The sequence below is a fragment of the Pseudomonas sp. MF6776 genome, assembly GCF_016613125.1.
Lineage (GTDB): Bacteria > Pseudomonadota > Gammaproteobacteria > Pseudomonadales > Pseudomonadaceae > Aquipseudomonas > Aquipseudomonas iridis.
Window position 1 is genome coordinate 194,198 of sequence record NZ_JAENSQ010000009.1, and the last position, 25,859, is coordinate 220,056.

Below are 25,859 nucleotides of genomic sequence, written 5' to 3' on the forward strand. Positions count from 1 at the left end.
GGGGAACACAAATTCCTCTGTAGGAGCTGCCGCAGGCTGCGATCTTTTGATCTTGCTGGTTATCGCCCACCACCCAAATCAACAAACGTCCCGGTCGCATACGAAGCCTTGTCCGACAGCAACCAGATAATCGCCTCCGCCACCTCATCCGGGCGCCCACCACGGGCCATCGGGATTGCCGATTCCAGCTTGCTGACCCGATCCGGATCGCCGCTCAGCGCGTGGAAATCGGTGTAGATGTAACCCGGACGCACCGCGTTGACCCGAATCCCCTCGCCCGCCACTTCCTTGGACAAACCAATGGTGAAGGTATCGAGCGCGCCTTTGGAGGCCGCGTAGTCAACGTATTCATTCGGCGAACCGAGGCGCGCCGCCACAGACGAGACATTGACGATGCTGCCGCCCTGCCCGCCGTGTTTGGGCGACATGCGCAGGATGGCGTGCTTGGCACAGAGGATCGGCGCCAGGACGTTGGTTTTCATGATTTTGAGGATGCGGAATTCGGATATCTCATCGACACGCGACTTTTGCCCGACGGTGCCGGCGTTGTTCACCAGCGCGGTCACTCGGCCCAGCTCGTTGTCGACCCGGTGAAACAGTGCGATCACTTCGTCTTCGATGCTGACGTCGGCGCGCACCGCGATGGCTTGTGCGCCCAGCGCACGGACTTGCTCCAGCACGCTGTGCGCGGCCTGTTCGTCTGACTGGTAGTTGATGCAGATCCGATAGCCGTGTTCGGCAGCCAACAACGCCGTGGCGGCGCCAATTCCGCGCCCGCCACCGGTGATCACAATGACTTTATCCATGCTGGCCTTTCCCCCAAATGCACACGTAACCGTCGCGGGGAAGAATAACCGCCATTGGCCGGTTTTGCATGGGCTGCGTTGCGCCCGGGCTTACCCGAAAGAACCCGGGGGTGGGGTCATATCACCGCCAGCTTCTCGCCCCGGGCAATGTCACGCATGAACTGATCCGCCGGCAGCGGATGCCCCAGCAGATACCCCTGCAAAGAATCGCAACCCAGTTGCGTCAGGAAATCCTGCTGCGAATCCGTTTCAACACCTTCAGCAACGATGCGCAAACCCAGCGCCTGGCCCAACGCGACAATCGCCGAAACGATTGCAGCGTCGTCGCTGTCATGCTCCAGATCGCGGACAAATCCACGGTCGATCTTCAACTCGTTAGCCGGCAGGCGTTTGAGGTACATCAGGCTCGAGTAGCCGGTGCCAAAGTCATCAATGGACAAATCGACGCCCATGTCCGACAACTCCTGCAACACCGTCATGCTCGCATCGGCGTCGCTCATCGCCGTGGTTTCGGTGATTTCCAGTGTCAGGCTGTTGGCCGGCAACTGGTGGGTCGCCAGCGCCTTGGCAACGCTGCGCACCAGCCCCGCGTGGCAGAACTGCAACGCCGACAGGTTCACCGCGATGCGCCAGTCGGTGTAGCCGAGCACGTACCACTCGCGCATCTGTCGGCAGGCTTCGTTGAGCACCCATTCGCCGATCGGGATGATGACCCCGGTTTTCTCCGCCAGATCGATGAATTTGTCTGGCATCAGCATGCCGTGGATCGGGTGCTGCCAGCGTAGCAGCGCTTCGGCGCCGACCGGTCGACCGTTGGCGGCGTCGAATTTGGGTTGGTAATGCAGGCTGAACTGGTCATGCTCCAGCGCTGCGCGCAAATCCTGCAGCAATTGCAGCTGTTTGCGCGCATTGGTATTCATCGATACGTCGAAGAAACTGTAGCCGTTTTTGCCACCACCCTTGGCGTGGTACATCGCTGCGTCGGCGTTCATCAGCAATTCCTGAGCACTCTCGCCATTGCCAGGGTACAGGGCGATGCCGATGCTGGCGGAAATCTGCAAGTCATGTTCAGCCACGTAAAATGGCTGCGCGATCAGCCCGACCTGGCGTGCTGCCAGGCCCAAAGCGTCGTCAGGCTCGGTCAGGCGCACCAGCAAGACGAATTCATCGCCGCCAATCCGCGCCAGCGTGTCGAGGCTGCGCAAATCTTCGCGCAGACGCACGCCAACTTCACGCAACAGTTGATCCCCCATGTGATGGCCGAAAGCGTCATTGACCGGTTTGAAGCCGTCCAGATCAATGAACATCAGTGCAAAGAAGCCACCCTGCTCATTGACCTTTTTCATAGCCTGATTGATGCGGTCATCCAGCAGCATGCGATTGGGCAGACCGGTCAGGGTATCGTGCAGCGCCAGTTGCGTGAGCTCGCGGTTAGCCACGGTCAAGGAGTGCGCCAGATCGGCGGTGCGCGCTTCAAGACGCGCGTCGAGTATGGAGGTCAGCAATGCAATCGAAAGCACCGCCAGCGTGGTGATCAGCACGAGACTGTCGAGGCCATTGCCTTTCAGACCATCGATCGTCGCGCCGCAGAAACTGCCGTCCGGAAACTGCGCGGCGGCCATACCCGTGTAATGCATGCCGACAATGGCGATGCCCATGATCACTGCAGCGCCAGCGCGAATCAAACGGACATAGGGCGAATGCTGGCGCAGGCGAAAAGCGATCCACAGCGCCGTCGCAGAAGCACCGACCGCGATCAACAGGGATGCACTGAACAGCGTCGGATCGTAGTCGATTCCCGGGGTCATGCGCATCGCCGCCATGCCGGTGTAATGCATGGCACTGATGCCGGCGCCCATGATCAGCGCGCCAAACGCCAATTGCAGAATTGGCAGTTTCGGCTGACTCACCAGCCACAAGGCAAAACCACAGGACAGCACTGCGATCAGCAGCGACAGCGCCGTGAGGGCGATATCGTAGCCAAGTTCGATCGGTAGCTTGAAGGCGAGCATGCCGATGAAGTGCATCGACCAGACGCCAATGCCCATGGCGAAACCACCACCGGCAGTCCAGAAATGCACGGCACGGCCCTTGGCGGTGGTGATGCGGCCAGTGAGGTCGAGCGCGGTGTACGAAGCGAGAATCGCGACACACAGCGAGATGAAAACCAGAGTGGAGGAATAACTACCGATGAGCATGCGGATTCTCGAGGCTACCCATACCGGCTTGCGTCCATTCTCGGTCGGGCAAATGCGGCGATTGTACTGATTGCGCAGAAGAACGCACTGACAAAGTAACCATTTTGCCATCAACCCGATGAAACGCTTGTTTGATCCTCCTGCCGGGCTCTGGCCCGGCCATCAGAAGCCTTTAAGCCAAAGGCCTCCAGAGGATTTGCCCTGACTGTAGGAGCTGTCAAAGGCTCGGGCCACGATGAACGATCTTTTGATACTGATTGTAAAAAACAGGATCAAAAGATCGCAGCGTGCCGCAGCTCCTACACAGTCATTCGGCGGGCAGGTCCCCATCCCATCCACCGCCCAACGCAGCAATCAGTTGCACACTGGCAATCAGCCGGCTCTGCAGGATATTCAGCACATTGCGCTCGTTACTCAGCGCCGTGGCTTGCACCACCACCACGTCGATATAGGCAATCAGCCCGGCCTTGTACTGGTTTTCCGTGAGGCGCAGCGAATCCCGGGCAGCATCCAGCGCTTCCTGGCGCACCGCCGCTTCGTCCTCATACACCTTGAGTTGGACCAGATAGTTTTCCACCTCGCGGAAACCGTCGAGCACCGTCTGCCGGTATTTGGCCACCGTCTGGTCGTACACCGCTTCAGTGCGGTCGACCTCTGCCGAACGTATGCCGCCGTCGAACAGCGGCAAGTTCAGTTTCGGCCCCACCGACCAGAAGCGGTTCGGCAGACTGATCAGGTCGTTTGACGTACTGCTGCTGTAGCCACCGCTCAGACTCAGCGACAGATCCGGGTAATACGCGGCTTTGGCTACGCCGATGTTGGCGTTGGCTGCAATCACCGAGCGCTCGGCCGAGGCGATATCCGGGCGGCGCTCAAGCAGTTGCGAAGGCAGGTTCAACGGCACCTGCGGCAGGTTCGGAATGGTCTGGGTTTCGGCGATGTCGAAGTTTGCCGGCGCTTGCCCGGTCAGCACGGCAATGGCGTTTTCAAACTGCGCCCGCTGCCAGATCAGATCGACCAGATCAGCCTGGGTACTTTTCAGCTGCGTCTGCGCCTGCGCTACCGCGTCACGCCCGGAAACGCCCGCGCGGTATTGGTTCTGAGTCATCTTCAGCGAACGCTCATACGCCGCAACCGTGGCTTCGAGCAAACGCTTCTGCTGATCGACCACCCGCAGTTGCAGATAGTTCTGCACCAACTCCGACTGCTGGCTCAAACGCATCGCCGCCAGATCGGCGAAGCTCGCCTGGGCACTGGCCTCATCGGCTTGAAGCCCGCGGCGCAGCTTGCCCCAGATATCGGCTTCCCAACTGACGCCCAATTGCGCGTTGTAGGTATCACGAATACCGCTGGAGGAACTGCTCAGGCTTGAACTGCTGCTGCCGGTGCCCTGACTGGAGCGTGTCTTGCCGACGCTCAGGTCGACACTGGGGTAAAACGCTCCACGCGCACTGCGCACCAAGGCCTGGGCCTGACGGTATTGGGCTTCCGATTGCGCGACCGTCTGGTTGGCATTGTTGAGTTTCTCGATCAGACCGTTGAGTTGCTGATCGCCGTACAGCTCCCACCACGCGCCGCGGGCCAGCGAATCGCTCGGGTTGGCCTGGCGCCAGCCTTCGGCTTCCTTGTATTGGGCGATTTCCGCTGTCTGTGGGCGCTGGTAGTCCGGGCCGACGGCGCAGGCACTGAGCATTGCCACACACAATGACAGGCTCAACAGGCGCGAGCCGCGAGCAGTGGCCAGATTGAAAAGCGAACGGTCAGTCATAGCGGAGTTTCCAGAGCGGCATCAGTACGCACGCCACGCCATTTGTTGAAGCGATGGCGCAGCTTGTCGAGATAGAGGTAAACCACAGGCGTGGTGTAAAGCGTCAGCACCTGGCTGAAAATCAGCCCGCCGATGATGGTCAGACCCAATGGCTGGCGCATTTCGGCACCTTCGGCGCGGCTGAGCAGCAACGGCAAGGCGCCGAGGATCGCCGCCAGCGTGGTCATCAGGATAGGTCGCAGTCGTTGCAAACAGGCGCTGCGGATCGACTCCAGCGGAGTCATGCCCTGATGCCGTTCCAGTTGCAATGCGAGGTCGATCATCAGGATCGCATTCTTCTTCACCACGCCGATCAACAGGAACAATCCGAGCAACGAGATCAGGCTGAACTCACCACCCAGCGCATAGATCGACAGCAACGCGCCCACGCCGGCCGAGGGCAGCGTCGACAGAATCGTCAGCGGATGGATGTAGCTTTCATAGAGCACGCCCAGCACCAGATACACCGCCAGCAGCGCGCCAAGAATCATGAACGGCTGGCTCTTCTGGGTCGCGGCAAAGGCATCGGCGGTGCCGGCCATTTTCGCGATGACATCTTCCGGCAAGCCGACCTTGGCAATCGCCCGCTCGATAGCAGCACTACCCTGCTCCACGGTCACGCCTTCGGCCATGTCGAAGGAAATATCTTCGGAAGCGAACTGGCCTTCGTGGCTGACGCGATCGTCTTCGAGGCTGTTTTCATAGTGAGCAAAAGTCGACAGCGGCACCCGCGCACCGTCAGCGGTGATCACCTGTACTTGCTTGAGCGTCACCGGGTCCTGGGCGTATTTCGGATTGACCTCCATGACCACTTGATACTGGTTGAGGCTGTCGTAGATCGTCGAAATCTGGCGCTGGCTATAGGCGTTGTTCAACACCGAAGTGACCATGTCCATGTCCACGCCAAGGCGTTTGGCCTGGTCGCGGTCGACGATCAACGTCACCTGTTGCGCGCCCTTGCCTTCGCGGGCGTCGATCGCCGTCAACTCCGGCAAGGCTCGCAGCGCGGCGACCACTTTCGGATACCACTTACGCAGTTCACCGAGATCGCCGCTTTGCAGGATGTAGCTATATTGCGACGAGGTTTGCTCGCGGCCACCGCCAAATTGCAGATCCTGATCCGCCATCAGCATCAATTGCGCACCGGGCACCTTGGGCATTTCCTTGCGCAGGCGCTCGATAACCTTCTGCGCCGACAACTGGCGATCCTTGATCGGTTTCAGACGCACCAGCATGAAGGCGTTGTTGGTGCCGTTGCTGCCACCGATGAACCCGGCGACACTTTCTACCGCTTCATCCTTGAGTACGGCGCGGCGGAAGATCTCCATTTTCGGCTGCATGACACTGAACGACAGACCGTCGTCGCCGCGCACGAAACCAATCAACTGACCCGTGTCCTGCTGCGGCATGAAGGTTTTCGGCACCACCACGTACAGCGCGACGTTGACGCCAACGGTAACAAACAGACTGAGCAACGTCAGGCGACGGTGGCGCAACACCCAGTCGAGGCTGGTGGCGTACCTGGCGACCATCCAGTCGTTGGTTCTGCGACTCCAGCGTTGCAGGCGGTTTTCCTGCCCCGGCGTATGCGGCTTGAGCCACCGCGCACAGAGCATCGGCGTCAACGTCAGGGACACCACCAGCGAGACCACAATGGCCGCGGCCAGAGTGATGGAAAACTCGCGGAACAGGCTCTCGACAATCCCGCCCATGAACAGGATCGACAGGAACACCGCGACCAGCGACACGTTCATCGACAGCAAGGTAAAGCCGACTTCCTTGGCGCCCAGATACGCCGCCTGCATCGGTTTGACGCCTTCGTCGATGTGCCGGGAAATGTTTTCCAGCACCACGATGGCATCGTCCACCACCAACCCGGTGGCGAGTATCAGCGCCATCAGCGACAGGTTGTTCAGCGAGAAGCCATAGAGGTACATCACCGCAAACGTGCCGACCAACGACACCGGCACCGCCAAAGTCGGAATCAGCGAGGCGCGGAAGTTGCCCAGAAACAGGAACACCACCAGGATCACCAGCGCCACGGCGATCAGTAGGGTCATCTCGGCTTCGTGCAGGGTTGCCTTGATTACTGGCGAGCGGTCCATCGCCAGATTCAGCTTGACGCTGGCCGGCAACACCGCCTGCAGCGCCGGCAACTGTGCCTTGATCTCGTTGACCGTCTCGATGATGTTGGCGCCGGCCTGGCGGTTGATCACCAGCAGGACTGCCGCGTCATCGTTGAAGAAACCACTGTTGTAACGGTCTTCGACACCGTCACTGACCTTGGCCACATCCTTCAGGCGCAGCGCGGCACCATCGGCGTAGTGGATGATCAGCGATTCGTAATCCTTGGCTTTCTCCAACTGATCGTTGGCCTGGATCTGCCACAGCCGCTGACCGTCCTCGACCGAACCTTTCGGCCGGCGCACGTTGGCATCGGCGATGGTTTTACGCACATCGTCCAGCGCTACACCGTACTGGTTGAGTGCTTGCGGTTCGAGTTCGATGCGCACCGCCGGGAGCGAGCTACCGCCGATCTGCACCTCACCGACACCCTGCACCTGCGACAGGCTCTGCGAGAGGATCGTTGACGCCAGATCGTAGAGCTGGCCCTTTTCGAGCACATCCGAGGTCAGCGACAGCACCATGATCGGTGCCTGCGACGGGTTGACCTTTTTATAGGTCGGCATGCTGCGCATCCCGCTCGGCAACAGATTGCGCGAAGCATTGATCGCGGCCTGCACTTCCCGCGCTGCGCCGTTGATGTCGCGGTCGAGATCGAATTGCAGAATGACCCGGGTCGACCCCTGACTCGAACGGCTGCTCATGGTATTGACGCCGGCAATGGCGCCGAACGAACGCTCCAGCGGCGTCGCCACGGTGGACGCCATGACTTCCGGACTGGCACCGGGCAGGCTCGCCTGCACAACGATGACCGGGAAGTCCATTTGCGGCAGCGGAGACACTGGCAGCAAGCCGAAGCTGACACCGCCCAGCAGCATGATCGCCAGGCTCAGGAGCATGGTTGCCACCGGGCGCTTGATGAAAGGACCAGAAAGATTCATAGCGCCGAGCCCCAGGCTTCAAGCGTCAAGCTAAAAGCCAGGTATCTTGCAGCTTGAGGCTGGAAGCTCGCAGCTGCCTTCATACCGCCACCTCTTCGGTGTCGGCATTGGTTTTGCCAAAACGTCGGCCCAGACGGTCGAAATACAGGTAGATCACCGGTGTGGTGAACAGCGTCAGCACCTGACTCACCAACAAACCACCCACCATCACCAGACCCAGCGGTTGGCGCAGCTCAGCCCCGGAACCGGTGGCGAGCATCAATGGCACGGCGCCGAACAGCGCCGCCAGCGTGGTCATCAGGATCGGTCGGAAACGCAGCAGTGCCGCTTGATAGATGGCCTCCTGCGGCGCCATGCCCTGATTGCGTTCCGCGTCGAGGGCGAAGTCGATCATCATGATCGCATTCTTCTTGACGATGCCGATCAGCAGGATGATGCCGATGATCGCGATCATGCCCAGGTCGTTGCCACTGAGCAGCAATGCCAGCAACGCGCCGACCGCCGCTGACGGCAGAGTCGAGAGAATGGTGATCGGGTGGATATAGCTCTCGTACAGCACGCCGAGCACGATATACATGGTCACCACCGCCGCCAGAATCAGCAGCAAGGTGCTCGACAGCGATGCCTGGAACGCTTCGGCCGCGCCCTGGAACTGGGTCTGCACGCCGACCGGCATGCCGATGTCTTTCTGCACCTGTTCGATGACGTCCACCGCATGCCCCAGCGCTACGCCCGGCGCGAGGTTGAACGACATCATCACCGCCGGGAACTGGCCGATGTGGGTGATCGCCAGTTGCGCCTGGCGCTCCTCGACATGGGCCAGACTCGACAGGCGCACCTGCGCGCCGTCAGTGGTCTTGACGTGAATCTGATCCAGCGCCTGCGGCCCGATCCTTTCCCCGGCCTGCGCCTGCAACACCACGCGGTACTGGCTGGCCTGAGTGTAAATGGTCGAGATCTGCCGCTGACCGAAGGCGTCGTACAGCGCATCGGTGATGTTCGCCACCGACACACCGAGGCGCGACGCCGCATCACGGTCGATCACCAGATAAACCTGCAAGCCCTTGTCCTGCAAGTCACTGGCGACGTCGGTCAGTTCCGGACGTTGCGCCAGGGCCTGAACCAATCTGCCGCTCCATTGGCTCAACAGCTCGGAGTCTGGCGAGGACATGCTGAACTGGTACTGGGTGCGGCTGACGCGGTCTTCGATGGTCAGGTCCTGCACCGGTTGCATGTACAGACGAATGCCGACCAGTTTGTCCAGTTGCGGTTGCAGGCGCGCGATGATTTCGGTGGCGGTGAGATCACGCTCGCTGTGTGGTTTGAGATTGATCAACAACCGACCGCTGTTGAGCGTGGCGTTATCGCCATCGACGCCAATGTAAGACGACAGGCTCTGTACTGCCGGGTCTTCAAGAATGACCTTGGCCAATGCCTGTTGACGCTCACCCATGGCAGCGAAGGAAATCGACTGCGGCGCTTCGGAAATACCTTGAATCACCCCGGTATCCTGCACCGGGAAGAAGCCCTTCGGCACGACCATATAGAGGAAAACAGTCAATGCCAGAGTGCCGATGGCGACCAGCAACGTCAGCGGCTGATGCTTGAGCACCCAGCGCAGCATCCGACCGTACTCGGCGATCATCCAGTCGATACACGCGCCGCTGGCCCGGTAGAACCGGCCCTGCTCATGCTCCTCGGGTTCGCGCTTGAGCAGACGCGCGCACATCATTGGCGTCAGGGTCAGCGAGACTACGAGGGAAATCAGGATCGCCACCGCCAGGGTGATGGCGAACTCGCGGAACAGCCGCCCGACCACGTCTGCCATGAACAGCAGCGGGATCAGCACGGCTATCAGCGACAGGGTCAGGGAAATCAGGGTGAAGCCGATCTGCTTCGCGCCTTTTAGCGCGGCCTGCATCGGGCTGTCGCCCTCCTCGATGAAGCGCGAGATGTTTTCCAGCATCACGATCGCATCGTCGACCACGAAACCGGTGGCGATGGTCAGCGCCATCAGAGTCAGGTTATTGACCGAGAATCCGGCGAGATACATCACGCCGAACGTACCGATCAGCGACAGTGGCACAGCCACCGAAGGAATGATCGTCGCGCTGAAACGGCGCAGAAACAGGAACGTCACCATGACCACCAACGCGATGGCGATCAGCAGTTCGTGCTGCACGTCGGTGACCGAAGCGCGAATGGTTTGGGTGCGATCGGTGAGAACAGTGACTTCGAGGCCGGCCGGCAAATTGTCGGTGATGCTTGGCAGCAAGGCTTTGATCCGGTCGACCACCTCGATGACGTTAGCGCCCGGTTGACGCTGAATGTTCAGCAGCACAGCCTGATTCAGGTTGGCCCACGCGGCCAGGCGCTCGTTCTCGGCGCCGTCGACAATTTCCGCGACATCCTTGAGCCGCAACGGCGCGCCGTTCTTGTAGGCGAGGATCAGGTTGGCGTAGTCCTCGGGCGACGTCAGTTGGTCATTGGCATCGAGCATCGACACCCGGGTCGGGCCGTCGAAGTTGCCTTTCGGCTGGTTGACGTTCGAGGCACCGATCAAGGTGCGCACGTCCGACAGGTTCAGACCATTGGCGGCCAACGCCTCCGGGTTGACCTTGATCCGCACGGCCTGACGCTGACCGCCCGCGATGCTGACCATGCCAACGCCACTGATCTGGGCGATTTTCTGCGCCATGCGCGTATCGACCAGGTCATTGAGTTTGGGCAGCAGCATGGTTTTCGAGGTGATGGCCAGGGTCAGCACCGGGGTGTCCGCCGGGTTGACCTTGTTGTACACCGGCGGCGCCGGCAAGTCGGTCGGTAACAGATTGGTCGCAGCGTTGATTGCCGCTTGCACCTGTTGCTCGGCGACATCCATGTTGATGTCGAGGCTGAAACGCAGGGTCAGCACCGAGGCGCCGCCGGAGCTGGTCGAGGCCATTTGTGTCAGGCCCGGCATCTGCCCGAATTGACGTTCAAGCGGCGCGGTGACGGCGCTGGTCATCACGTCCGGGCTGGCGCCGGGATACAGGGTCATGACGCGGATGGTCGGGTAATCGACTTGCGGCAGCGCCGACACTGGCAGCAGGCGATAAGCGATCAGGCCGGCCAGCACAATGGCCAGCATGCTCAGGGTGGTGGCTACCGGACGAAGGATGAACAGCCGCGAAATGTTCATGCGCCCTTCTTGGCCTTGTCAGTAACAGCGGCATCAGTCGGGGTGGCGGCGGACTTGCCTTGCAGGTGTTCGGTCGGTGTGGTCGGCACTTGACTGCTGTCGTTGACCACCTCCACTTCGCTGCCTTCCTTGAGGCGGTCGGTGCCTTCCAGCACTACGCGGTCGCCAGCGGCCAGGCCTTCAGTGATAACGGTGTTTTCACCGTCACTGGCGCCGATCTTCAACTGACGGATCGTGACTTTCTTGTCGCCATCCAGCGCGTAGACGAAAGTGCCGTTGGTGCCGAACTGAATCGCAGCGGACGGTGCCAACACGACGTTTTTCAGGGTGTCGGCCAGCAGGTGCACGTTGACGAACTGATTGGGGAACAGCGACTGATCACGGTTATCGTAACGAGCCTTGAATTTCAGGGTGCCGGTGGCCACATCGATCTGGTTGTCGAGGCTTTGCAGCACACCGGTGGCTTGCAGTTTGGTGTCGCCGCGATCCCACGCTTCAGCCGGCAGCTTGGCGCCGCTGCGGTAGCGGGCGAGCACGGTTTCGAGGTTGTTTTCCGGCAGGGTGAAGGCGACGCTGATCGGTTGAGTCTGGGTGATCACCGCCAGAAACGTGGTGTCGTTGGCCGCAACGAGGTTGCCGACGTCCACTTGACGCAGACCGACACGACCGGCAATTGGAGCGCGGATTTTAGTAAATTCGAGATTGAGTTTCGCGTCGTTGACAGCCGCCTGGTTGGTCTTGACCGTGCCCAGATACTGGCCGACCAGCGCTTCGGCGGTGTCCAGCGTCTGTTTGGCAATGCTGTCTTCCTTGAACAGACCGCGATAGCGCTCGACATCAACCTGTGCGTTTTTCAGTTGCGCCTGATTCTGCATCAAAGTGCCTTGCGCCTGAAGCAAGGCGTTCTGGTAGGAGCGCGGGTCGATCTCGGCAAGTAAATCGCCCGCCTTGACCATCTGGCCTTCCTCGAAATGGATTTTCACCAATTCGCCACCCACTCGACTGCGCACGTTAATGGTGTTGAGCGCAGTGACGGTACCGAGCGCTTTGTAATACAGCGGAAAGTCACCCGTAACCGCCGGCGCCACGCGCACAGGAATTGGCCCGGTGCCGCCGCCGAAGCCCGGCCGCATCATCCCGGAACGCCCGGCATGTCCGGCTGCAGCCTTCTCGCCGCCCTCCTTGTCGGCTGAACCGGCGGGCCAGAATTTCCAGCACAGTACGGCGATAACCAACAAGACAAGCAGGCTGAACAGCCAGCGACGGGAGTTGCGGGGAGACGATTGCATGGAGTGATTAACCATTGGGCGCGTGGGCTTCTTCTACGGGAGGCTGAACGATAAGCACTGACGGGAATTAAGCAAAGCAGCTTTACCGGCAATTTACCTTCAACTTACGTTTCAAGGTGTGAGTCAAAACACTGATACACAAATGAAAACGGCCTGGACAGGGCCAGGCCGTTAACAATTGTAAAAGCGCTGTTGCGCAGTTTACTTCAGTACCGCCAGAGCAGCGTCGTAGTTCGGCTCTTCAGCGATTTCCTTGACCAGTTCGCTGTGCAGGACGTTGTCGTTCTCGTCCAGTACTACCACGGCACGGGCGGTCAGGCCTTTCAGCGGGCCGTCGGCGATGGCAACACCGTAGTTCTCGATAAACTCGGCGCCACGCAGGGTCGACAGGTTCTGGACGTTTTCCAGACCTTCGGCACCGCAAAAACGCGCCTGGGCGAATGGCAGGTCAGCCGAGATGCACAGCACCACGGTGTTGCTGATGTCGTTGGCCTGGGCGTTGAACTTGCGCACGGAGGTAGCGCAGGTCGGGGTGTCGACGCTTGGGAAAATGTTCAGCACTTTGCGCTTGCCGGCGAAGTCTTTCAGGGTGACGTCGGACAGATTGCCGGCAACCAGGGAAAAGGCTGGCGCCTTGGAACCGGCTTGTGGCAACTGGCCGTTGACTTGAACCGGGTTGCCTTTGAGGGTGACTTGAGCCATGACTTGAGTCCTTCTGAACGTTGTTTTAGAAAATCACGCAGGGGCCGAAGTTAACCACGAAATTGTTCGACAACCTATGCCCGCGCTGAAATTGTCATGTTCTGAAATGAAAACTGCATACAACTCGTAACCCCTGTAGGCGCAGCGTTTCGCAGCTCAGGGGCTTGGGTGACAAACGCACAGTGACCGACGGCCCCGTCATCGAAACCAAAGAACGGGTGGCCGGGTACTGGATCTGGGACGTGAAGTCGAAAGAGGAAGCTATCGAATGGGTCAAACGCTGCCCCAACCCGATGCCGGGCTGTGACTCTGAAATCGAGATTCGGCAGATCTTCTCGGCAGAGGATTTCGGTGCAGAGTTCACGCCTGAGCTGCGGGAGCAGGAAGAGCGGATTCGCGAGCAAGTCAAAAAGGCCTGAGCAGTCCTCCGTGAGCGCGACCTACTGTAGGAGCTGCCGCAGGCTGCGATCTTTTGATCTTGTTTTAAACAATCAGAGTCAAAAGATCGCAGCCTTCGGCAGCTCCTACATTTGACTAGTCAGATTGCCTGGATATTTTCAGCGGCCTGTTTGCCACTGCGATTATCAACTGTTATTTCATATGAAACTTTCTGACCCACGCTGAGGCTATCCAGTCCGGCCTGCTGAACCGCGGAAACATGAACGAATACATCTTTGCTGCCGTCATCTGGTTGAATAAAGCCAAAACCCTTCGTTGCATTAAAAAACTTCACAACCCCCGTAGCCATACCCACCTCTCTTCGCTCATTTGCGCGCACGCCAATAATGCTGCGCGGTACACAAGCATCAAACGCCCCTCCCCTAATCTCGACAACTGTCAAACCTGACAGGGTGTAAATATCTACAGTGCGTCTGCGTCACTTACTGCTCGGTAAACAATTTCGCTGTGATTCTGCGCATGAGGGTGATCGGGATGCGTGGGGACGGGATATTCGCGAGGTGATGCAGGGAGATCGCGCGATTCGGTATTTTCGGTGGTTTGTCGGGCAGTGATGCTGCCCACTGTAGGAGCTGCCGCAGGCAGCTCCACAGGGTGCGCGATTATTTAGCTTCAGCTTTCAGCTTGAGAAGGGACTGATGCAGATCCGAAGCCCAGCCATCGATCACGGCTTTGACGTCATTGGCCTGCATTACTTGCGAGTCGTTCTCCAGCGGTTTGCCAGTCCCTTTACGCACAACCTGAGCGACAACCTTGTTGGTGCCGCCATCCATGAATACTGCTTCAGTGGCCAGGGTAGTTTCCTGATCGCGGATCCCCGTGGCAGTGCTCACTGCCGCCGCCACCAGTGCAATCGGGATCACTTCATAAACCTGCAGGCCTTTGGTCTTGCTGCTCACAGCAGTAATCGCCGGACGCACCACAATCACCCCAGGACCAGGGCCGGTGGCGAGTGGCAACGACTTGCCGAGCTCACGCTTGAGCGCCTGATCGTAGTAGCTGGTAATGCCGTTGAGAGTTTGTTGCGGGACCTTGGCGGTCGCTTGTGGTTTGGGATAGAGCTGGCTCGGCTCGACGTAAACGCTGGTGAATTTGTTGACGTCGAGTTTCGGGTCCATCCAGCGCATCACCTCGGCGCCGGACGGTGACTTGGCCTCCTTCAGCTGACTGTAGTCCTTTAGAAACCCCGAATATTCATCGGGAGCGACGGTTTTGCTTGAGCAGCCCACCACGCCGAGGGTGGCGATGCACAGCGTGCCCATCATTACTGCTAGCTTCATGCTGTAACTCCTGTCAGAAGGCCTGGATGTATTGCTTGAGGGGGAGTTACAGGTATAGCTAAAACCGCAGCAATTGCGATTTGAGACCACAAAAAAAGCGTGATTCTGGAGGGATCGTCCAAGGTACAAACCGTTGGACCGCAATGCGCGGCTCTCGCGGTGCAAAGCGGCGAGGCATCAAGGGTGCAGGTGCTGTTGCGGGGTTGGAAGAGGATTTACATGGGTGACCCGGCGCTGAAGTGACCGGCTGGAGATTGTTGTCCCCTCACCCTAGCCCTCTCCCGAGGGAGAGGGGACCGATTGGGGGATGCTCAGGAGATTCACCGACGAGAACAATGCTCTGTGAATCCATAGTCGACTCGGTCTTTCAAGTCGGGGTGGATCGTCGCACTACTCGGTCAGTCCCCTCTCCCACCGGTCGGTCCGACGTTTCGGGAGGGTCAGGGTGAGGGGCTTTTGATCTCAGCCCGTCACCAGGAAGAGGTTTCACCACTGCGCAACGCTATCTCTCGCCGGGTATTGGCGCGCATCGCCTTGTACAACGACACCGTGCCCACCAGCAAAATCGCAGCGCCAAACAGGAAGTCGATGTTGTACAACCGGAAATCCTCCACCGGCCCGATCAGCAGCACCCGCACCAGCGCAACACCTACCAGCGTGGCGAGGAAGTCGATCCCCGGCTCTTCGCGATAGAACACCAGCAACAGCGGCAGACACAGCACCAGCAGAAACAACAGCACCACGGCTTTGAACGAGCCCTTGCGCTCAACGCTGAATGCGCATTCGTGCGGGCCGTAGGCCTTGTAGTCTTCGTCGCGGATCAGCGAGGTTTTCTCGTTGATGTAGTCGACGCGGTTGTACTTCTGGATCGGCGTGAAGGTGTTGGACATCTCCATCAGCGTGGTGATGTTCTTGAAGCGCAGGTCGATGCGCTCGCTGCCTTTGACGTAATACAGCACCGGTTTGTAGCCGTAACGGTAGGTGTCGAACGGGAATTCGGTGACCTGCCCCTGCACGCCAATCGGACGCGGTTCAAGTTCGGCAAATGCGCTTTTGTTGGTGGCTGAGAGGTTGCGACTCAGGGGCTGGACCTTGACCTGCTCAAGGAAGATCGGCGTCGCGCCGTAGGACCACTGCAACGGTTCCAGACGCAGACGCAGTTCGTTGCGGCCCAGATCGTAGCGGTTGAATGTGCGTTCGGAGACCACCAGTGAACCGCTGAGCATGAACTCGCCACGCAGGTTATTGGTGACGCGCAAGGTCAGTTGATCCTTGCCCAGCAGCGCCGCTTCAGTGGACGGTGGCGTCCCACACCACGCGGTGCTTTCGCCGACACCGCCAAGTTGGCCGTCGCGGTTTTGATTGAATACATAAAAGTAACTGGCCCACAGCGTCAGCATCAAAAGCAACGCGGTGAGGCCCAGGATTTTCTTGCCCGGACTCACTGATCAGACTCCCTTCTTCGATTCTACCGTCCAGCCGAAAACCCGCTGGCGACGGCGACTCTACCAAAAGGCCACCATCGACCCAAGGAAAAATCCCGAATGAGCCAGGGTTCTAGGGGTTTCCCCGGTATGGCCAAGATCAAAAGATCGTAGCCTTCGGCAGCTCCTACAAGAGCTGCATTCCCATGCAGGAGCTGCCGAAGGCTGCGATCTTTTGATTCATTAGCGTCTACGAAACAACGGGCGCGGCTCGATGACTGAGCGGCCATACAGCACGCTCATCCCTGCCAACCCCTTCAGCGCATCCTCAGCCGATTTGTCTTCTCGCACGGCAAAACTGTCGAACCCGCACTGGCGCATATGGCTGAGCTGATCACGCAACACGTCGCCAATCGCGCGCAATTCTCCAGTCCAGCCGAAACGGCTGCGCAACAGATAGGCCTGGCTGTAGGCGCGACCGTCACGAAAACTCGGAAAGTCCAGCGCAATCAGTGGCAGTGACGCCAGCCAGGGCACGAGGCTTTCGACGTCATCATCCGGGCCGAGCCACACGGCGTGGGTCGAAGGCCGTTCCAGCCAATGAATCAAAGGCAGAATCAGCAATCCTGAAGCACTAGCCAACACAGGATCGCGGACCAGCGTCCACGGATCGTCCGTGACTATTTGCGCCACGCCCTCGTGCAACCGCAGCAGATTGTTCATGCCGACACCTCCAGAGCTTTGGGATACACACGCTCCTTGAACGGCTCCAGTCCGATCCGCGCCAAAGTGTCGACAAACAATTCCTCACTCTCGCGATAACGCACAAAAGTGCCGATGATCCGCTCAATCACCTGCGGCACCTCTGCTGCGCTGAACGACGGGCCGATGACCTTGCCCAGCGCGCTGTGCTTGCCCTGCGCGCCGCCGAGGGTGATCTGGTACCACTCGCTGCCGTTCTTGTCGACGCCGAGGATGCCGATATTGCCGATGTGGTGATGGCCGCAGGCATTCATGCAGCCAGAGATGTTCAGGCTGATGTCACCCAGATCGTGCAGGTAGTCGAGATTGTCGAAACGCGCCTGAATCGCCTGGGTGATCGGGATCGATTTGGCGTTGGCCAGTGCGCAGAAATCCCCGCCCGGGCAGGCAATGATGTCAGTCAGCAAGCCGACGTTGGCCGTCCCCAGATTTAACTCGCACGCCAGTTGCCACAGCGCATACAGATCGGCTTTCGGCACATCGGGCAGGACGATGTTTTGCTCATGGGCGATGCGGATCTCGCCGAAACCGAAGCGCTCCGCCCAATCGGCGACCTCCAGCATCTGCAACTGCGTCACGTCCCCCGGCGGCGCGGCCTGACCGGGTTTGGTCGACAAGACTACGCTGGTGTAACCCGCCACTTTGTGCGGTTGCACGTTGCGCGCGACCCAGCGGGCAAACGCCGGGTTTTCGGCCAGCCGCGTGCCGTGATCCAGATCGGTGTCGGGCAGCGTGTGATACGTCGGTGGCACGAAAGCACTGGCAACCCGCTGATATTCGGCCTCGGTCAACTGCGCCGGGCCGTCCTTGAGGTGCTGCCATTCTTCTTCGACTTCTTTGGCGAAAGCTTCGATGCCCAGTGCCTTGACCAGAATCTTGATCCGCGCCTTGTACTTGTTGTCGCGCCGGCCATGGCGGTTGTAAACCCGCAGCACCGCCTCGACGTAGGACAGCAAGTGCTGCCACGGCAAGCCGTCACGGATCTGCAAACCGAGGATCGGCGTGCGTCCCAGCCCGCCTCCAACGATCACTCGCAAAAGCATTTGCCCATCGCGCCCAGGGTAAAGATACAGGCCGATGTCGTGCATCATGATCGCCGCGCGATCCTGCTTCGCCGAGCAGATGGCGATCTTGAACTTGCGCGGCAGGAAGAGAAATTCCGGGTTGATCGTCGACCATTGCCGGAGAATTTCCGCCAGGGGGCGCGGGTCGATCAACTCATCTGCCGCGACCCCGGCGAAGGCTTCGGTGGTGATGTTGCGCACGCAGTTGCCGGAGGTCTGGATCGCATGCATGTTGACTTGCGCCAGGCGTTCGAGAATATCCGGTACCTCAGCCAGTTCGATCCAGTTGAACTGCATGTTTTGCCGCGTGGTGAAGTGTCCGTAACCACGATCATAGTCAGCCGCGATGCTCGCCAGCGTGCGCATTTGCGCGGCGCTGAGGGTGCCGTAGGGAATCGCCACACGCAGCATGTAAGCGTGCTTTTGCAGGTACAGACCGTTTTGCAGACGCAGCGGCAGGAACTCCTCTTCACTCAATTCCCCGGCCATGAAGCGTTCGACCTGATCGCGAAACTGCGCAACGCGCTCGAACACCAGTGCGCGGTCGTAATCGTCGTATTGATACATGCAGCGACTCCCCCAGTTTTCGTAACAGCACTATGACGGAGCGGCGCAGCGCGTTACAGATTCACCTGAACGGATAAAAACCGTATCAGGGCGCGTCAGATGGCCGCAGGCAGCACTTCAATCTGATCCGCATAAATGAAAGATTCCTGAGCCTGTTTTGTTTCCGGTGGGGTTTCTACAGTGCAACCCATGCCAGACCGGGTGGCCTGGCAAGACTTTGCAACCGTGGATGAACTGACCATGAGCACAGCAACAATCGGACAGGCTTATAACTACAAGGTCGTCCGCCAATTCGTCATCGCGACTGTTTTCTGGGGTGTCGTGGGCATGGCGATGGGGGTATGGATCGCCTCGCAACTGGTATGGCCAGAGATGAATCTGGACGTGCCGTGGACCACCTTCGGCCGCTTGCGACCGTTGCACACCAGCCTGGTGATTTTCGGGTTCGCCGGCAGCGCGCAATTCGCTGCCAGTTACTATGCTGTGCAGCGTACCTGTCAGGTGCGGCTGTATTCGGACAAGCTCGCCGCGTTCACGTTCTGGGGCTGGCAATCGGTGATCGTGATCATGTTGATCACCCTGCCGCTGGGCTACACCACCACCAAGGAATACGCCGAGATCGAATTCTCCGGTGCGGTGTGGATGGCCGTGGTCTGGGTTGCCTATGCCGTGGTGTTCTTCACCACTGTGGTGCAGCGCAAGACCAAACACATCTACGTCGGCAACTGGTTCTTTGGCGCGTTCATCGTGGTGATCGCCATGCTGCACGTGGTCAACCACCTGGCGATTCCGGTCGACTGGTTCAAATCCTATCCGGTGTATTCCGGCGCGACCGATGCCATGGTGCAGTGGTGGTACGGGCACAATGCGGTGGGTTTCTTCCTGACCACAGGCTTCCTCGGGATGATGTATTACTTCGTACCTAAACAGGTCAATCGGCCGGTGTATTCGTACCGGTTGTCGATCGTGCATTTCTGGGCGCTGATCACCCTGTACATCTGGGCCGGCCCGCACCACTTGCACTACACCGCGCTGCCGGACTGGGCGCAGTCGCTGGGCATGGCGATGTCGCTGATCCTGCTGGCGCCGAGCTGGGGCGGGATGATCAACGGGATGATGACGCTCTCGGGCGCCTGGCATAAGTTGCGTACCGACCCGATCCTGCGCTTTCTGGTGCTGTCGCTGGCGTTCTACGGGATGTCGACCTTTGAAGGTCCGATGATGGCGATCAAGACCGTCAACGCCCTCTCCCATTACACCGACTGGACCATCGGCCACGTTCACGCCGGGGCACTCGGCTGGGTGGCGATGATCACCTTCGGAGCGACGTATCACATGGTGCCCAAAGTGTTTGGCCGCGAGCAGATGTACAGCACGCCGCTGATCAACCTGCACTTCTGGCTGGCGACCATCGGCACGGTGCTTTATATCGCTTCGATGTGGGTGAACGGCATCACCCAGGGCCTGATGTGGCGGGCGATCAATGAGGACGGCACGCTGACCTATTCATTTGTCGAGGCGCTGCAGGCCAGCCATCCGGGGTTCATCGTGCGCTTTGCTGGTGGGGTGTTCTTCCTGACCGGGATGCTGCTGATGGCTTACAACATCTGGCGCACCGTGCGGGTCGCGGACGTGGCACTGGCACACCGTGAAGCGCAGATCGCCTGAGGCAGGGAGCCGGGTCATGTTCGAATTTTTCTTGAATGGGTTGGGCGTGGTGTTTCTGTGGCTGGCGGTGGAGTACTGCTTGCGCCGTGAAACCGCAGACAGTCTGGATGAGGCGAGCATGGTGCCGTTTGCCGATGACCCGGAGGTGGCGCGAAGGGTTGAGCTGGCGACGGGCAAGGCCGTGAAAGCGGTGGCGCCGGAGGTGGCGAAGCCGGGTTGGGTCAACCTGGATATGTAACCTCCTGTAGGAGCTGCCGCAGGCTGCGATCTTTTGATCTTGCGTTTAAAAAAAAGATCAAAAGATCGCAACCTGCGGCAGCTCCTGCAGGGGGAATGCGTGTTTCCTTGGGGGCTCAGCCGCGGTCTCGAGGAATCAGGCTCTGCAACTGCAACGCCAGGAAGTCTGCATCAAACACAAAGGTATCCGGGTCTTTCAGGCCGTTGGTCTTGCGCCACTGCCACTCCCCGTCCGGCAGGCCCACCAGCGAAATACTGCCGTAGCGCGCCGCTGTCAAACCCATCACCGCCAACGAAATCTGTCCCGAACTGCCCATCACATCGGGCACGAACTCCACCGGTTTGCCGGCAATCACAATGGTCAGTTTCTCGGTCTTGAAGGTTGAAGTCTCGACCGGTGTGCTCGGGCCGAACGCGACATACGCCTCACGGCTGACCTCAAGCAAACTCGGTGCCTTCACCGGTTCAAGCCATTGCTGAATCTGCCCGAACAATTCGGTAATCCGTGTCGCCCATACCTGCGACTGCGTTTCGAACAGTTGCTTCTTGTGCGACTCACTCTCGGCATAGTGACGAAGCATTTCGCCCAGTTGTTGTACGTCGTTCATGGGTACATTCCTCTGAGGAGCCTGCAATACCTGATAGTGACAGATCGAAGCACCGGCGTACGTTTAACCTCGAAAGCGACCACCGAAACACTTTGCATCTGGATGATCGGTACAGTTGATTTACGCTGGCGCACGCCGGTGAACAAATGGACACTCGGCTCCGGCCCGGCCTTTCGTCTGGGCATCTGCCCGGGGAAATCGAATGCGCACCATCGGTCTGATCGGCGGCATGAGCTGGGAGTCCAGCGCCGAATACTATCGCCTCATCAATCAGCAAGTCCGCGATCAGCTCGGCCCGCTGCGGTCGGCTCAGATGCTGATGTACAGCGTCGACTTCGGCCCGGTCGAACAGGCCCAGCATGCCGGGCGTTGGGACGATGCGGCAGCGATCCTGGTGGACGCCGCACGCAGGCTCGAAGCGGGCGGCGCCGAATGTGTGGTGCTGTGTACCAACACCATGCACAAGGTCGCCGAACAGATTCAGGCGGCAATCAGCATTCCGTTTTTGCACATTGCCGAACCCGCGGCGCAAGCGGCGTTGAAGATCGAGGCGCGTACGGTCGGGCTGTTGGGCACGGCGTTCACCATGGAGCAGGACTTTCTCAAGCAGCGCTTGATCGCCCAAGGCTTGACGGTCGTGGTGCCGGACGACGCTGAGCGCAAAGAAGTGCACCGGATCATCTACGACGAACTCTGCGTCGGCGTGATCAGCGAGGCGTCGCGCAAGATCTACCAGCAGGTGATCGAATCCCTGACCGCTCGCGGCGCCCAGGCAATCATTCTGGGCTGCACGGAAATCGGCATGCTGATCAAACCCGAACACAGCGCCCTGCCCCTGCTCGACACCACCGAGCTGCATGCGCAGTCGGCGGTGGCGTTCGCGCTGGGCGACTGAGTCAGGTTTTCGGACGATTGCGCAGGCGGGCCATGCTCAGGGTGTCGACCCATTGCCCGTCGCGTACCGCGTAATCACGGAACAGGCCTTCGGTCTCGAAACCGAACTTGCGGTAGAGACCGATGGCCGCCTCGTTGTCGGCGTACACCGACAGCTCGACGCGGTGCAGATTCATCCAGTTGTCGGCCACATCCAGCGCTGCCGCCAACAACGTCGAACCAACGCCCTTGCCTTGCCACGCGGTCGCGACACCCATGCCGAAGCTGCCGGCGTGGCTGCGGCGAATCCGCGAAAAATGCACCAGGCCCAAGTGACCGATCACTACACCCTGATGTAGCGCCACCAGTTTCACCGCCCGCTCGTTATCGGCTTGTATCCGCTGGCGCCACACCTCGGCGGACTGAAACGGCATCTGCAACACCTGCCGGGCGACGGCGGCATCGTTGTACAGCGCGGTGACACCCTCGACGTGGGATTCGTTGAAACGCTCGAGGTGAATGGCGGGGTCGTGGTCAGGCATGGCAGATCCTTCCTGGATCGATGTGTGGCTGGCCACTCTAAACCAGTGCGATTGCGTCTGGCGAATATCAAACGGTGGGAGCTAGCCTGCTAGCTCCCACAGGGGGAATGGGGGATGCATGGGGTTTGGTTCAGGGCTGGAACCATTCCTGGCGCTCATTGAAGGTGTGGTGGATGAGTTCGATCAGGGTTTGCACTTCGCTGACATTCTGCGAGTCGGCATTCACGGCCAGCCAGGCATTCAGTTGCATCGGCTGCTCAAATAAGCCCGGCAGCGCCACCAGCCCACGGTCATAGCGACTCATATACATGGGCAGCAATCCGATGCACGCGCTGCAACGGATCATCTCTAGCATCAGTTCGTAGGACTGCATCTGCACTACCCCGGCCAGACGCTGTTCCACCAACTCGTTCCACGGACGAAAGCTGTCGAACTGACGGTCGTGCTGCCATTGCACCAACATGAAATCAGCGAGGTCGTCGGGACTGTCCGGGCGTGCAGTGACACGCGAATAGCGTTTGGCGATGTGCGGCAGATAGTCCAGACACGCCAGCCGTTGCGGTTGATGGGTGGCGAAGGACGGACCGGGGCTGGGTGAGTCTCCGGGAGCAAGCCACAGAACGACGTCGGCGCTGACCGCGCGCAAGGACAGTTCACTGTCGAGCGCGATGATCTCAAGGCGCACACTGGCGTTGCGGCGCAACAGCGCGATCAGGTCGCGGCCGAGAATATCGTGCAGGATCGACTCGGCGACGGCGAGGCGAATCAGCGGCTGCTCGACCACCGGCAGTTTGCGTTCGTGGGCCAGGGCGGTCAGTTTTGCCTGCAACTGCTGGCCTTCACGGGTCAGGCTCAGCACACTGGCCTGAAAACTGAACAAGGTGTGCTGGAGTTCCTGCTCAAGCTGCGCCAATTGTTTGCGCAGCAAGGTCGAGCGCACGTTGAGGCTGCGCGCGGCCTGCATGAAGCAACCGCAGCGGGCGCTGACCAGAAAGTACTGAGCGACGTCGGTGTCGATGCTCGCGGCGTTTGCCAGCCAGGGTTCGCTGCCGTCCTGCGCCCAGCGAAATTCGGCGCTGCCCTGTCGTCCTGCGGGTTCGGTGAATGACATCGATGACTCCCTGTCGATCTTTGTTGTTTGATGGCTTCCAGCACTTTGAAAACATTCTGAACCCGATGGAGAACCCTGTGGGAACTGGCTTGCCAGCTCCCACAAGAGTTCAGTGTTGAACCTGGATTACTGTTTTTCCTCAAGGACTTTCTTGAGTTCGGCACCATCGATACTCAGCGTCGCGGTGTTGAGCATCCCCTCCAGATAAGCCTGGGCAATCTGCTCCTGGCGCTGGGCACGCAACGCCTGAGTCAGCTGGTCGCGCAGTTCATCCAGCGTCGCGGTGCGCGCCGGTTGCTGCTCGGTGAGCTTGATCACATGGAAACCGGCCGCACTTTGCACAGGGTCAGACACTGCGCCGACCTTGAGCCGCGCCACCGCGCCACGCACCTCCGGCACCAGTTGCTGCAATGGTTGCAAACCAGTGTCGCCGCCACGTTCGGCCGTCACGCGATCCTGCGAATACTGGGTCGCCAGCGCCGCAAAATCCCCCGGCGTGGCCTGCGCCTTTTTGCTCAGTTCCGCAGCCTGCTTGCGCACCGCATCAAGGTTCTGCGGATCATTCACCCCGAGGAAAATCTGGCTGACCCGATACAACGCCGGGGTCTGCCAATTCGCCTTGCCTTCGTCATAAGCCTTTTGCAGCTCGGCCGTACTCGGGTAGTCGGCCGGCACCTCGCTGACCGAACGCAGATAATCGCGGAAGACGATTTGCTCGGTCGCCGCTCGGGTCTGTTGCGCGACGTCCGGACGCTGCGCCCAACCCTGCGCGTCGGCCTGTTCCAGCACCGCTTTCTCGGCCAGGCGTGCGCGGATCAAACGCTCCAGCGCTTCGCGATTGCCGCGCAGTTGCTCACGGGTCGCGGGTGGAACGGTTGCCAGCAACGCCTGCAATTCCGCCGGTGTGACCTGCTGACTGCCCAACCGAGCCACCGCCGGCCCCGTAGCAACCGCCGCCACCGACGACGATTGCTGGGCGGCGACCGGGTCATTGCCCGATCGCACCACCAGCGCCACGGCCACCACCAACAGCGCTACAGCTCCCGCGCCGATCACCATGGCTGGTTTTTTCACAGCGCGACTTCCTCTTGCTCTGCAACGGCCATTTTGGCGGTCTGAGCCGTTGCACCGCTCTGGGCGAAATCACGCAGATAGACGATGAACTCCTGCAGCAGGCGATCCCACAATTCGAGGTTGCCACGCAGGTGGTCGTTGCTCACGCCGGCGGCCAGTACCACGTCCATTTCCATCACCAGAAACTCGCCCTGCAACGACAACCGCGCAAAGCGCCGGGTGGCATTCCACTGCTCGGCCACACCTTGCGGCAACTCACCCTGCACGCGCAGCGCACAACTGAACGTGAAATCGACGTAACTGCCCTGCTCCACCGCAGGGTTGCCGAAACGCACGGCGTAACCAATGCCCTGGCTGGCGCTGAGCAACTGGACGATGCCGTTCTGTTCAGTCTGATTGACGCGATAACCGGCGGCTTGCAGGACGTCGGTCAACGATTGCGGGGAAACGTGGCTGATCAATTGAGTCATTGTTTCTTCCTTGTTTATCAGGCTTTTTAATCAGTGCGAGAGCGCGGCTTGCGGCGCGTCGAATTGAGTCTTGTAGAGGTCATCGCCAAACCCTTGGGCCAGTTCTTCGAACTTGACCCGTGCGCTGCCCGCGAAGGGCTGGCGGATCTTCATCACCTCGGCGACATCGATGTTTTCGTAGGCCGTGAGGATCTGTTTGGCGACGCCGTACATCTGCTGATTCTTGGCTGAACATTGCTGCACTTGTGTGTCACGTTCAGTCAATTGCGCTTGAAGCTTAGACCGTTCTGCTTCTTTGGCACGGGCCATGACAAGCAACTCGTCATAGGCCTTTTTGAACTTGCCGGTCTGCTCGTTGCTGGCAGCCACTTGCGCCTGCGCCTGGCTGTGCAGGCTCTGCTGCTGCCCGACTAACTGGTCGGCAAGGCTTTTGGTCTTGGCCAGTTCAGCGGTCAATTGCTTGATTTGCGCCTGCGCGGCCTTCACCTCGTTCTGCGCCGCCAATTGTGCGGCGCTGGCCTGGGCCTGCTGACTTTGCAGGGCCTGGAGTTGCTGGGTGGTGCTGCGCAATTGCGTGCGCAAGCGTTCTTCCATGCCTTCGGCACTGGCACCTGTGGCGATCAACATCCCAAGCCCCAGCCACAAAAATCGCGTACGCATAACCCTCTCCCG

21 protein-coding genes and 1 pseudogene are annotated in these 25,859 nt (G+C 59.7%); 4 read left to right on the top strand and 18 right to left on the bottom strand.

Features of this window, described 5'->3' with window-relative positions:
* Positions 1 to 59: 59 nt before the first annotated feature.
* The 7 genes from JJD74_RS13210 to tpx form a co-directional block, all read right to left on the bottom strand.
* Positions 60 to 806: an SDR family oxidoreductase gene (locus tag JJD74_RS13210; protein ID WP_200614481.1), complete on the bottom strand. Its 747-nt coding sequence runs from the start codon at positions 804 to 806 to the stop codon at positions 60 to 62.
* A gap of 116 nt (positions 807 to 922) precedes the next feature.
* A complete protein-coding gene (locus tag JJD74_RS13215; protein ID WP_200614483.1) occupies positions 923 to 3,004 on the bottom strand; it encodes a putative bifunctional diguanylate cyclase/phosphodiesterase in 2,082 nt (693 codons plus the stop codon).
* Positions 3,005 to 3,311: 307 nt separating this feature from the next.
* Complete coding sequence (locus JJD74_RS13220; RefSeq protein WP_200614485.1) at positions 3,312 to 4,772, bottom strand: efflux transporter outer membrane subunit; 1,461 nt, start codon at positions 4,770 to 4,772, stop codon at positions 3,312 to 3,314.
* Positions 4,769 to 7,876: an efflux RND transporter permease subunit gene (locus tag JJD74_RS13225; protein WP_115147915.1), complete on the bottom strand. Its 3,108-nt coding sequence runs from the start codon at positions 7,874 to 7,876 to the stop codon at positions 4,769 to 4,771. Before JJD74_RS13225 ends, JJD74_RS13220 begins: the two co-directional genes overlap by 4 nt.
* Before the next feature lie 79 nt (positions 7,877 to 7,955).
* A complete protein-coding gene (locus tag JJD74_RS13230; protein ID WP_042558986.1) occupies positions 7,956 to 11,057 on the bottom strand; it encodes an MdtB/MuxB family multidrug efflux RND transporter permease subunit in 3,102 nt (1,033 codons plus the stop codon).
* Positions 11,054 to 12,361 carry an MdtA/MuxA family multidrug efflux RND transporter periplasmic adaptor subunit gene (locus JJD74_RS13235; RefSeq protein ID WP_200614487.1) on the bottom strand — a complete coding sequence of 436 codons (1,308 nt, stop codon included), beginning with the start codon at positions 12,359 to 12,361 and terminating at the stop codon, positions 11,054 to 11,056. The genes JJD74_RS13230 and JJD74_RS13235 overlap by 4 nt, the downstream gene beginning before the upstream one ends.
* Before the next feature lie 186 nt (positions 12,362 to 12,547).
* Complete coding sequence (gene tpx, locus JJD74_RS13240; RefSeq protein ID WP_034155955.1) at positions 12,548 to 13,048, bottom strand: thiol peroxidase; 501 nt, start codon at positions 13,046 to 13,048, stop codon at positions 12,548 to 12,550.
* Positions 13,049 to 13,212: 164 nt separating this feature from the next.
* Here tpx and JJD74_RS13245 point away from each other — a divergent pair.
* Positions 13,213 to 13,467: pseudogene (locus JJD74_RS13245) on the top strand (YciI family protein); the annotation flags it as partial.
* Positions 13,468 to 13,586: 119 nt separating this feature from the next.
* Here JJD74_RS13245 and JJD74_RS13250 read toward each other — a convergent pair.
* The 5 genes from JJD74_RS13250 to JJD74_RS13270 all read right to left on the bottom strand — a co-directional run bounded on the left by JJD74_RS13250 (position 13,587) and on the right by JJD74_RS13270 (position 18,604).
* Positions 13,587 to 13,796 (bottom strand): cold-shock protein, encoded by a 210-nt coding sequence (locus JJD74_RS13250; RefSeq protein WP_200614489.1) that lies wholly within the window; start codon positions 13,794 to 13,796, stop codon positions 13,587 to 13,589.
* A 313-nt stretch (positions 13,797 to 14,109) separates the two neighbouring features.
* Positions 14,110 to 14,787: a DUF3313 domain-containing protein gene (locus tag JJD74_RS13255; protein WP_200614492.1), complete on the bottom strand. Its 678-nt coding sequence runs from the start codon at positions 14,785 to 14,787 to the stop codon at positions 14,110 to 14,112.
* A gap of 470 nt (positions 14,788 to 15,257) precedes the next feature.
* On the bottom strand, positions 15,258 to 16,232 hold the full coding sequence (locus tag JJD74_RS13260; protein ID WP_042558983.1) for a hypothetical protein: 975 nt from the start codon (positions 16,230 to 16,232) through the stop codon (positions 15,258 to 15,260).
* A 222-nt stretch (positions 16,233 to 16,454) separates the two neighbouring features.
* On the bottom strand, positions 16,455 to 16,934 hold the full coding sequence (locus JJD74_RS13265; protein ID WP_200614495.1) for a DUF934 domain-containing protein: 480 nt from the start codon (positions 16,932 to 16,934) through the stop codon (positions 16,455 to 16,457).
* Positions 16,931 to 18,604, bottom strand: a complete 1,674-nt coding sequence (locus tag JJD74_RS13270; protein ID WP_200614498.1) for a nitrite/sulfite reductase — start codon at positions 18,602 to 18,604, stop codon at positions 16,931 to 16,933. Before JJD74_RS13270 ends, JJD74_RS13265 begins: the two co-directional genes overlap by 4 nt.
* 240 nt (positions 18,605 to 18,844) lie before the next feature.
* Here JJD74_RS13270 and ccoN point away from each other — a divergent pair, with 240 nt between their 5' ends.
* Positions 18,845 to 20,272, top strand: a complete 1,428-nt coding sequence (ccoN, locus tag JJD74_RS13275) for a cytochrome-c oxidase, cbb3-type subunit I (protein ID WP_115147994.1) — start codon at positions 18,845 to 18,847, stop codon at positions 20,270 to 20,272.
* A 16-nt stretch (positions 20,273 to 20,288) separates the two neighbouring features.
* Positions 20,289 to 20,510: a hypothetical protein gene (locus tag JJD74_RS13280; protein WP_042558980.1), complete on the top strand. Its 222-nt coding sequence runs from the start codon at positions 20,289 to 20,291 to the stop codon at positions 20,508 to 20,510.
* A gap of 115 nt (positions 20,511 to 20,625) precedes the next feature.
* On the opposite strand, the gene JJD74_RS13285 is transcribed toward JJD74_RS13280, so the two are convergent.
* The gene (locus tag JJD74_RS13285) at positions 20,626 to 21,117 is read right to left on the bottom strand and encodes a hypothetical protein (protein WP_200614500.1); all 492 of its coding nucleotides are present in this window, start codon (positions 21,115 to 21,117) and stop codon (positions 20,626 to 20,628) included.
* A gap of 202 nt (positions 21,118 to 21,319) precedes the next feature.
* Between JJD74_RS13285 and JJD74_RS13290 the strand changes: the two genes are divergently transcribed.
* The gene (locus tag JJD74_RS13290) at positions 21,320 to 22,012 is read left to right on the top strand and encodes an aspartate/glutamate racemase family protein (RefSeq protein ID WP_200614503.1); all 693 of its coding nucleotides are present in this window, start codon (positions 21,320 to 21,322) and stop codon (positions 22,010 to 22,012) included.
* A 1-nt stretch (position 22,013) separates the two neighbouring features.
* On the opposite strand, the gene JJD74_RS13295 is transcribed toward JJD74_RS13290, so the two are convergent.
* The 5 genes from JJD74_RS13295 to JJD74_RS13315 form a co-directional block, all read right to left on the bottom strand.
* Positions 22,014 to 22,532: a GNAT family N-acetyltransferase gene (locus JJD74_RS13295; RefSeq protein ID WP_200614504.1), complete on the bottom strand. Its 519-nt coding sequence runs from the start codon at positions 22,530 to 22,532 to the stop codon at positions 22,014 to 22,016.
* A gap of 130 nt (positions 22,533 to 22,662) precedes the next feature.
* Positions 22,663 to 23,643 carry a LysR family transcriptional regulator gene (locus tag JJD74_RS13300; protein ID WP_200614506.1) on the bottom strand — a complete coding sequence of 327 codons (981 nt, stop codon included), beginning with the start codon at positions 23,641 to 23,643 and terminating at the stop codon, positions 22,663 to 22,665.
* Positions 23,644 to 23,769: 126 nt separating this feature from the next.
* Positions 23,770 to 24,717, bottom strand: coding sequence for a peptidylprolyl isomerase (locus JJD74_RS13305; protein WP_200614509.1), 948 nt, complete (start codon positions 24,715 to 24,717; stop codon positions 23,770 to 23,772).
* Complete coding sequence (locus tag JJD74_RS13310) at positions 24,714 to 25,187, bottom strand: YbjN domain-containing protein (protein WP_200614512.1); 474 nt, start codon at positions 25,185 to 25,187, stop codon at positions 24,714 to 24,716. The genes JJD74_RS13305 and JJD74_RS13310 overlap by 4 nt, the downstream gene beginning before the upstream one ends.
* Positions 25,188 to 25,217: 30 nt before the next feature.
* Positions 25,218 to 25,847, bottom strand: coding sequence for a hypothetical protein (locus JJD74_RS13315; protein ID WP_047300889.1), 630 nt, complete (start codon positions 25,845 to 25,847; stop codon positions 25,218 to 25,220).
* Positions 25,848 to 25,859: the final 12 nt, after the last annotated feature.